The 9,579-nt window shown below is 39.1% G+C and carries 9 protein-coding genes, 1 other RNA gene and 1 pseudogene; 9 read left to right on the top strand and 2 right to left on the bottom strand.

Going from position 1 to position 9,579, the window contains the following annotated elements; translation table 11 throughout:
- The coding region (locus BZK24_RS08325) for a FeoA family protein (protein WP_077657143.1) at positions 1-212 on the bottom strand (212 nt) is incomplete at its 3' end.
- Positions 209-3,148, bottom strand: a complete 2,940-nt coding sequence (locus tag BZK24_RS08320) for a DUF3971 domain-containing protein (protein ID WP_077657142.1) — start codon at positions 3,146-3,148, stop codon at positions 209-211. The genes BZK24_RS08325 and BZK24_RS08320, both read right to left, overlap by 4 nt.
- On the opposite strand from BZK24_RS08320, the gene mltG reads away from it, so the two are divergent.
- The 9 genes and pseudogenes from mltG to BZK24_RS08275 form a co-directional block, all read left to right on the top strand.
- Positions 3,066-4,055: an endolytic transglycosylase MltG gene (mltG, locus tag BZK24_RS08315; protein WP_077657141.1), complete on the top strand. Its 990-nt coding sequence runs from the start codon at positions 3,066-3,068 to the stop codon at positions 4,053-4,055. The two genes, BZK24_RS08320 and mltG, sit on opposite strands and share 83 nt — an antisense overlap.
- Positions 4,056-4,237: 182 nt before the next feature.
- Positions 4,238-4,579 (top strand): 4Fe-4S dicluster domain-containing protein, encoded by a 342-nt coding sequence (locus tag BZK24_RS08310; RefSeq protein WP_021174834.1) that lies wholly within the window; start codon positions 4,238-4,240, stop codon positions 4,577-4,579.
- Positions 4,579-5,706, top strand: coding sequence for a 2-oxoglutarate synthase subunit alpha (locus BZK24_RS08305; RefSeq protein WP_077657140.1), 1,128 nt, complete (start codon positions 4,579-4,581; stop codon positions 5,704-5,706). Before BZK24_RS08310 ends, BZK24_RS08305 begins: the two co-directional genes overlap by 1 nt.
- 1 nt (position 5,707) lies before the next feature.
- Positions 5,708-6,529 (top strand): 2-oxoglutarate ferredoxin oxidoreductase subunit beta, encoded by an 822-nt coding sequence (locus BZK24_RS08300; RefSeq protein ID WP_000885319.1) that lies wholly within the window; start codon positions 5,708-5,710, stop codon positions 6,527-6,529.
- Positions 6,529-7,089, top strand: coding sequence for a 2-oxoglutarate:acceptor oxidoreductase subunit OorC (locus BZK24_RS08295; protein ID WP_033588149.1), 561 nt, complete (start codon positions 6,529-6,531; stop codon positions 7,087-7,089). Before BZK24_RS08300 ends, BZK24_RS08295 begins: the two co-directional genes overlap by 1 nt.
- Before the next feature lie 186 nt (positions 7,090-7,275).
- A complete protein-coding gene (locus BZK24_RS08290) occupies positions 7,276-7,440 on the top strand; it encodes a hypothetical protein (protein ID WP_000394823.1) in 165 nt (54 codons plus the stop codon).
- An 8-nt stretch (positions 7,441-7,448) separates the two neighbouring features.
- Positions 7,449-8,921, top strand: a complete 1,473-nt coding sequence (locus BZK24_RS08285; protein ID WP_077657139.1) for a disulfide bond formation protein B — start codon at positions 7,449-7,451, stop codon at positions 8,919-8,921.
- 35 nt (positions 8,922-8,956) lie between these two features.
- Positions 8,957-9,272: RNase P RNA component class A (gene rnpB, locus BZK24_RS08280), an RNA gene on the top strand.
- A gap of 183 nt (positions 9,273-9,455) precedes the next feature.
- Positions 9,456-9,579 (top strand): annotated as a pseudogene (locus tag BZK24_RS08275) (tumor necrosis factor alpha-inducing protein); the annotation flags it as partial.

The raw sequence follows: 9,579 nt of genomic DNA, 5'->3' as shown, positions 1-9,579 counted from the left end.
TTTTGGGCTAGAGTGTTACGAGTGATTAAAGCCACTTGAATGCGGTTGATTTTAATTGAAAGCGTGGCTTTTTTCATGGAATAATGCAAAAGGGTGCATTGAACCCCTTCATGGATACCAAAAGAGAGGAAGCGTTTTTTAAGGGCTTCATCGCAGTTAGCGATTTCTACGATTTTATAAACTTTGTCTTTAATGGCTTCATTGAGCGTCATTTTAATTTCCTTTTTGATTCAATGTTCTTTTTGACTTCATCCACGATAATGTCAATAGGTGTGAAAATACGGCGCAAGATTTTAAAAGGCGCTTGGATAATATCTGACGCTAAAGTTACTTGAGTTTTAGGTTTATCCAGCGTGCCTTTGACATTCACATTAGTGGTGATTTTACCTCCTTTTCCTAAAACAAGATAGCCCACAATAGGGATTTTATTTAAGACATTACTCAAAGCCTTGATAGTGGAAACTTCTAAATTCAAATCCAATTTGTTTTTGTCTAATTCAATGATCCCATTGCCAGCAATATCAAGCGTTTTGCCGATAAGATCAATTTTTTCTAACCCTAAATATTCTTTAGTGATCCCAAAAACAACAGATCCGGTTTTGATCTGATAGCCATTAGCCCCTAAATGAGGGTTTCTAAAGACAATGAGAGAGGGAATGGTGTTGATGAGATTGACCATGTTTTGCATGAGGGCGAAATTCTTTAAGCTTGTGTTTTGGAATTTCAATTCGCCATTGAAAACCTGATCTTCAAGAGCCCCAATAAGCGTGAATAAGCCTCCTTCTACGAAATCTTTTTGGAGGATGGTGTTGATATAATCCCCGCTAAAATTATGAGCCTTAAGATACAAAGCCCCATGCACTAAATCCGCCATGATCATGGCGTTTTTATAATTGCCATCAATTTTCACTCTGTCATCTTGAGCGACAATGTCAAGATTTTCTAAAGGAAAAGGCATTTTTTTATAGATTAACACGACATCTTTAGCATGGATGCGTGTAGAGATAGGGATAATTTTGTGGGCTTTTTCATAGCGTTGTTTGGCGCTAATGAAAATATCTTCATCTTGGACTTCTTTAGAGCTAGGCTTTTCTTTTCGTTCTTTTGAGAATAATCCCGCAATCGCTGGCATCTTACTATCTAAAAAATCATCAATACTCAAATCAATGTTATTAAGGGTAATATCCTTTTGATCCCCCTTAACTTTTATGGATATGCTTTTGCTTGGAGTATAGACAGAAATTTCATCTTTATTGATAGATCCAAATAAAGAGAGGGAATCAAACTGCTTGCCGTTGCTATGATAGATGGGTAAAGTGATTTTCAAATCTTTAGCAAAAAAATCAATATTGATAAAATCGCTCGTAGAAACTTCTAAAGAGCCATCTTCTAAGGCGAAATACTTCATAATAGGGGAATAGGGCTTGATTTTTTTCAAATCTTTGATTCTAAAAACATAGGCGTTATCTTTAAATTCGCCCTCTAATAAAAGTTGTGGCACGCTCCATTGCATGTGGTTAGGGTTAGAAAAATCAAAGTTCAAAGAAAGGTTTTTAAGAGTGTCTTCTGTGGCATAGAAAACATCTTTGGTGAATTTGTCTTCACTTTGGGCTTTAATGGTGTCTATGATTTTTCTCCTAAAAACCTCTGAGTTTTCACCCTCTTGAATGATAGAATGCAAGCTTTTTAAATCTAAAGAAAATTTAGTAGGCTGTGGGTTATCTTGGTCGTCATTCAAGCCATAAGAACGCATGTTGATATTATTGTTAGTGTTGAATCGTATTTTATGGACTAAAGAATCTAAAGAAAGGATTTTCTTGTTTAAATCTAAAGCGATTTTAGCGTCTAAATCCAGCATGTTTTCATAGCGGGTGTGGGTAGTTTCTATGTAGATGTATTGGTATTCTTGGGTAATATCTAGGCTTATATTAGCGTTTTGCGTATAAAGGGGGATATTATAGAGCGAGAGGGTGCCTTCTTGCAAATTAACATTGCCTTGAACGCTAAATAAGGGGGCGGTGTTTTTCAAGAATTGCAAGGTGAGTTTCAAATCCGCGCTAGATGGCGTGCTGATTTTATCCAAAGGTAAAACGACTTTATAAGCGCTCAATAAATCCTTAATGCTATCGCCATAATAATTAGGGGTCGTTTTTAAAAAAATCTCCAACTTGGGGGCTTCTAACAAATTGGAAAAAGTGGCGTAAGAGCCGGTCAATTCCATGGTTTCATAAGTGATTTTTTGGGGCTGTATGAGGAGCTGTTTGTTTTTGAAGATCAATTCGGTTTTATCCATTTTAATGGGCGATAAGCCATCATTAAAAACGACTGAAGGTTTAATCAAAGTGGCTTTAACTACAGAATTTTCTAAAAGCGATGGGATAAACTCGCTAGAAGTGAAATTGGCTTTAATTAAAGCGTTATCAATCTTAAAGCTAGCAAATTGGATCTTGTCAAAAATCCATGTTTTTAAATTTTTTTGCGATTGGTGTTGGAAAAGAGGCTTTAAAAACGCTAGGCTTTTCATTGGAGAAGTGTTAATTTTTAATTCTATGGTTTTTAAATCGGTTAGCCCTTGCAAATAAATTGCAACGCTGGGTTCAATTAAGGGCTTGACAATCAAATTAAACGCCATTTTCCTAGCTTTGGGTGAATAGTGGGCGTTGCCATCCACTTGGACTTTAATGTCTTTAAAAAGCAGATTGATGATCTTAAGCTTGATGTTTTTATCGTCTTCTAGGGAAAATTCCCCTTTGACTCCTGGAAATTCCAACTCGTATTTATTCCCATCAAAAAAGATATTGGCTTTATTTTTATCGTCTAAAATGATTTCTTTGACTTTAAGTTTTTCAAAATAAGACACCGCCCAAATGCCATAACGGATATTTTTAATCAAATCAGAAACTTCTAAACGCTTTTTAGTGGGTTTTTGATGGAAGAAAGAAGAGAGATCAATGCGTTCAACTTCTAAAGAAAGCTTGTTATTGAGTTTTAAGTATAATTCAGAAATGCCAAGCTTTCCGATTTTTAAATTTTGTATGTGAATGCCGTTTGAAAGGGTTTTGTGAATGACAACTAAAAGAGTGAATACTGCCACAAACAAGATAATGACATTAAATACTTTCTTGGATACATGTTTTCTTTTGTTCATCAGTATTCTTTTTTATCTAAGTATACCAATTTATCCTAACAAAGTGGTGGTTGTCCCGCAAGGTTCGCTCAAAAAAGTGTTTTTTTCTTTGAAAGAGCAAGGCGTGGATATTAACGCTTTGGATTTGCTTTTGTTGCGCCTAATGGGCATGCCTAAAAAAGGCTATATTGACATGGGCGATGGGGCTTTAAGGAAGGGGGATTTTTTAGTCCGTTTGATCAAAGCGAAAGCGGCGCAAAAAAGCGCGACTTTAATCCCTGGAGAAACCCGCTATTTTTTCACGCAAATTTTGAGCGAGACTTACCAACTAGAAACAAGCGATCTCAATCAGGCTTATGAAAGCATCGCTCCACGATTAAACGGCACTGTGATAGAAGATGGGGTGATATTACCAGACACTTATCATTTGCCTTTAGGGGAGGACGCTTTTAAAATCATGCAAACTTTGATCAGTCAATCTATGAAAAAACACGAAGCTTTAAGCAAACAATGGCTTGGATACTACCATAAAGAAGAGTGGTTTGAAAAAATCATTCTCGCTTCCATTGTGCAAAAAGAAGCCGCTAATGTTGAAGAAATGCCCCTGATTGCGAGCGTGATTTTTAACCGCTTGAAAAAAGGCATGCCTTTACAAATGGATGGGGCTTTGAATTACCAAGAATTTTCACACGCTAAAGTAACCAAAGAGCGCATTAAAACCGATAACACCCCCTACAATACCTATAAATTTAAGGGCTTGCCTAAAAATCCTGTAGGGAGCGTGAGCCTAGAAGCGATTAGAGCCGTGGTTTTCCCTAAAAAAACGGATTTCTTGTATTTTGTGAAAATGCCGGATAAAAAACATGCTTTCAGCGCGACTTATAAGGAGCATTTAAAAAACATTAATCTTTCTAATAATCATTTTTAAGATTAAGGTTAATGGGGCGTTTTTTCTTTTAAATTGAGTAAAAAGTGTTTAGTATTTTCTCATTTTAATTTTAAGTTCTTATTATTAGAGCATTTTAGATTTTGTTAAAAAAGGCTTGCTACAATTTTAGGCAAATTTTGATTGCTAAGGCTTTATACAGCTTTTAGCACAAAGGAGAATGAATGGCTAAAATGAGCGCTCCAGATGGGGTTGCCGTTTGGGTGAATGAAGACAGGTGTAAGGGTTGTGATATTTGCGTATCGGTATGTCCTGCTGGGGTTCTTGGCATGGGGCTTGAAAAAGAAAGGGTGCTTGGAAAAGTGGCCAAAGTAGCCTACCCAGAGAGCTGTATCGGTTGCGTGCAATGCGAGTTGCACTGCCCAGATTTTGCGATTTATGTGGCTGACAGGAAGGATTTCAAATTCGCTAAAGTTTCTAAAGAAGCCCAAGAAAGAAGCGAAAAGGTTAAGGCCAATAAATACATGCTCTTAGAAGAGACTATTTTAGAAGGGAGAGGCAAATAATGCGTGAGATTATTTCTGATGGGAATGAATTAGTCGCTAAAGCGGCGATTGAAGTGGGGTGTCGGTTTTTTGGGGGCTATCCTATCACGCCAAGCTCGGATATTATGCATGCGATGAGCGTGGCTTTACCCAAATGCGGCGGCCATTTTATCCAAATGGAAGATGAAATCAGCGGGATCAGCGTGTCTTTAGGGGCGAGTATGAGCGGGACGAAGTCTATGACAGCGAGTTCTGGTCCTGGTATTTCATTGAAAGTGGAGCAAATCGGTTATTCTTTCATGGCAGAAATCCCTTTAGTGATCGCTGATGTGATGCGTTCAGGCCCATCAACCGGGATGCCCACTCGTGTGGCTCAAGGCGATGTGAATTTTTTAAGGCACCCCATACATGGGGATTTTAAAGCCGTCGCGCTCGCTCCTGCTAGTTTAGAAGAAGCTTACACCGAAACCGTTCGCGCGTTCAATTTGGCTGAAATGCTCATGACTCCTGTGTTCTTGCTCATGGATGAAACCGTGGGGCATATGTATGGCAAGGTGCAAATCCCGGATTTAGAAGAAGTGCAAAAGATGACCATTAATCGTAAGGAATTTGCGGGCGATAAAAAAGACTACAAACCTTATGGGGTTGCGCAAGACGAGCCGGCCGTTTTGAACCCTTTCTTTAAAGGCTATCGCTACCATGTTTCAGGCTTGCACCATGGGCCTATTGGCTTTCCTACTGAAGACGCTAAAATCGGTGGGGATTTGATTGACAGATTATTTAATAAGATTGAATCCAAGCAAGACATTATCAACGAAAATGAGGAAATGGATTTAGAGGGCGCTGAAATCGTTGTTATCGCTTATGGTTCGGTTTCTTTGGCGGTTAAAGAAGCCTTGAAAGATTACCATAAAGAAAGCAAGCAAAAAGTCGGCTTTTTCAGACCTAAAACCTTATGGCCAAGCCCGGCTAAACGCTTGAAAGAAATAGGGGATAAATACGAAAAAATCCTTGTGATTGAATTGAATAAGGGGCAGTATTTAGAAGAGATTGAAAGGGCTATGCAAAGAAAGGTGCATTTCTTTGGGCAAGCCAATGGGCGCACGATTTCGCCTAAACAAATCATCGCAAAATTGAAGGAGCTTTAAAATGGCGTTTAATTATGATGAATATTTGCGTGTGGATAAAATACCCACTTTGTGGTGTTGGGGCTGTGGCGATGGCGTGATTTTGAAATCCATTATCCGCACGATTGACGCTTTAGGTTGGAAAATGGATGATGTGTGCTTGGTGAGCGGGATTGGTTGTAGCGGGCGCATGAGTTCGTATGTGAATTGCAACACCGTTCACACCACGCATGGCAGGGCTGTGGCGTATGCGACAGGGATTAAAATGGCTAACCCTAGTAAGCATGTGATCGTGGTTTCTGGCGATGGCGATGGCTTTGCGATTGGAGGCAATCACACCATGCATGCATGCAGAAGAAACATTGATTTGAATTTTATTTTAGTGAATAATTTCATTTATGGTTTGACCAACTCCCAAACTTCGCCCACCACGCCTAATGGCATGTGGACGGTTACGGCTCAATGGGGGAATATTGACAACCAATTTGACCCATGCGCTTTAACCACCGCTGCCGGGGCGAGTTTTGTGGCCAGAGAGAGCGTTTTAGACCCTCAAAAGTTAGAAAAAGTGTTTAAAGAAGGTTTCTCGCACAAGGGCTTTAGCTTCTTTGATGTCCATAGCAATTGCCATATCAATTTAGGGCGTAAGAATAAAATGGGCGAAGCGTCTCAAATGCTGAAATGGATGGAAAGCCGATTAGTGAGCAAACGCCAATTTGAAGCCATGAGCCCTGAAGAAAGGGTGGATAAATTCCCTACCGGCGTTTTAAAGCATGACACGGATAGGAAAGAATATTGTGAAGCGTATCAAGAAATCATTGAAAAAGCACAAGGAAAACAATAATGGAAGCGCAATTACGATTTACAGGCGTTGGAGGGCAAGGCGTGCTGTTAGCGGGAGAAATTTTAGCTGAAGCGAAAATTGTGAGTGGGGGCTATGGCACTAAGACTTCCACCTACACCTCGCAAGTGCGTGGAGGGTCCACTAAAGTGGATATTTTGCTAGATAGAGATGAAATCATTTTCCCTTATGCTAAAGAGGGCGAGATTGATTTCATGCTTTCAGTCGCTCAAATCAGCTACAACCAGTTTAAAAGCGATATTAAAAAAGGCGGTATCGTTGTCATTGATCCCAATTTGGTAACCCCCACTAAAGAAGATGAAGAAAAGTATCAAATTTATAAAATCCCCATTATCAGCATCGCTAAAGATGAAGTGGGTAACATTATCACGCAATCTGTGGTGGCGCTAGCCATTACCGTGGAGCTGACTAAATGCGTAGAAGAAAATATCGTGCTAGACACCATGCTTAAAAAAGTCCCTGCAAAAGTCGCTGAAACGAACAAAAAAGCCTTTGAAATTGGCAAAAAACATGCTTTAGAAGCTTTGAAAGTTAGGGCTTAATGGCTCTAAACTCTTGTTCTGAATTGATTCTCTTGATAAATTTTTGAGAACTTGATTGTTATGGGTTCAAGATAGCTCAAGCTCTAAAAAAGGTTAAAAACCGCTTGAGTTGATCTCGCTTTTAATTTTTTATTTATCCAATAGTTTGTTTTTGAGTATAATCCTACGAAAACTTTAAGGAACGGCATGGAGTTTTTAGGACTGCTTTTAAGTCTAGCCGCTATTTTGATAGCGTTTAAAAAGCCTAAAAAAGAAAATTGGGCGTTTGGGATTTTGATGGTGGTGTGGTTAGTGGAGCTTATTATTTTTATAGCCCACAGCTCTAGCGTTTTGCCTAATATGAATTTATAGGGGGATGCATGGATAAAGAAACCCGATTTTATAATCTTTTTTCTTTGGCGGTTTTAGGGATTTTGATCTTTCCTGTGGGTTTGGCGAATTTTTATTTTGGCTATGTTTTGAAAGATTCGCCTTGTATTTTTTGCTGGGCGCAACGCATCAACATGATTTTAATAGGGGCTGTGGCGCTTTTGGTGGTGCGTTTTGGGTTTAAGCCTAAATACATTGCTTTGCTGTTACTTATGGCTAGCAGCGGGTTGTATGAGAGCTTTTATCATACCGGTAGCCATGCATTAGAAGATGTGGGGCAGGGATTCGCACTCGCTATTTTGGGCTTGCACACGCAGTTTTGGGCGCTTTTTGTCTTTTTTAGCGTGGTGGCGCTTTTAGCGGTTTTGCTCTTTTTTGCCCCTAATACCCAACTTTTTAAAGATTATTCATTAAACACGCTCCAAAAAAGCGCTTTTTATGTTTTCTTTATTGTGGTGGGTTCTAACGCCGTGCAAGCGTTTATTTCTACCGGGCCTTTCCCTTACATAGGGCAAAGCGATCCGGTGCGTTTTTCGTGGAATTTGAAAGAATCGGTCTGGTCTATGGAGAATTGGGATCATTTGAAATTCCCAAGAAGCGTTTTAGGCAGGAGGGATGTGGGCGAGCCTTTGAAATTGAGCGCTTTGCCTGAAGATAATGATTATGAACATTCGCCTCTAGAAATCGCTAAAACTCTAAAGATTGAAAAAAAAGAAGAGCTTTTTTTAAAATTGAATGGAGCGATCACGGATTTGAATTTCAATGAAGACAAGGCGATCCTTACCACAGAAAACCAAGGGCTTTATCTTGTAAGTAACGATTTGAAAACCATTCATAGCCATATGGTGTTGGATAGCTATTATAGCACGACGGTGGGGGCGTTTGTGGGGGCAGATTTTAACGAAGATGAAAACATTGTGATCATGGGCAATAATAAAACAAGCGTAGAAATCACTCCTAACAAAAACGCCAACGCGCTTAAAAACTTCCCTTATTTTTTAGAGGGGGCTGACTCTTTTGATGAAGTGGAACGCAGCCGCTTAAAAACTTCTAGGGCGAAAAACTACTATGTTAGCGCTGCAAGAAGAGGGGCTAAATTCACTTATTTGATCACCGCTCCTAACAAGCGTTATAAGGATTTGATTATCATCTCCATGCTCAATAGCGACAAACAGGTGCATGGGGAGTTTTTACTGGAATTAGGCAATGCCAAACTTAAAGAAAAAAGGAAACTAGGCGAGTTAGTCATCAGTGCTTTGGCTTTAAAAGATAATAAGCTTTATGCGTTCAGTAAGGAATTTAACACGCTTTTAGTCATAGATCCTACAAAAGAAGAGATTCTTGAAGTTTATGGCTTACCAAAGGAGATTAAAAATATCAGCGCTGGGGGGTTTAGAAACGATGAGCTTGTCCTTGTGAGCTATGAGAATAATAAAAATATTCTCTATACCCTTAATTTTTAAACTCTTTTAAAGCTACTTTTTTCTAATATATTAACGCATTAGAAGATGGTCGCTATTTTAGAATAGAGGAAAGTCCGGGCTACATTAGACAGAATTCCATCTAACGGATGGCTAGCGCAAGCTAAGGGAAAGTGCCACAGAAAGCAAACCGCCTTTTTAAGGTAAGGGTGAAAGGGTGGGGTAAGAGCCCACCAAAGCTAAAGCGATTTAGCTTGTTTGGGTAAACCCAATTTGTAGCAAGAAGCGCATGGTAAGTCTAAATTGATACACGCTTCGCTTGAGGAATATTGCAAAATATTTCCCAGATAAATGGCCATCCATTGACAGAACCCGGCTTATTCTAATGCTTAACTGTGTGTTGATTTTTTTAACGAAGTTTTAATCGTTTTATTTTTTTTATTTTTTTACCTAATTATTGTTTAAATCTTAAAGATTTATGTTACACTCTGTAAAATCAAAATCAAAGGGGATAGCGTGTTAGAAAAATCTTTTTTAAAAAGCAAGCAATTGGTTTTATGCGGGTTGGGCGTTTTAATGTTGCAGGCTTGCACTTGCCCAAACACTTCACAAAGAAATTCTTTTTTACAAGATGTGCCTTATTGGATGTTGCAAAATCGCAGCCAGTATCTCACGCAAGGGGTGGATAGCTCGCACATTG

Source organism: Helicobacter pylori, from assembly GCF_001998165.1.
Taxonomy (GTDB): Bacteria; Campylobacterota; Campylobacteria; order Campylobacterales; family Helicobacteraceae; genus Helicobacter; species Helicobacter pylori_DL.
The sequence above is the reverse complement of the archived record's forward strand: the minus strand, read 5'-3'. Positions and strand labels throughout refer to the sequence as shown.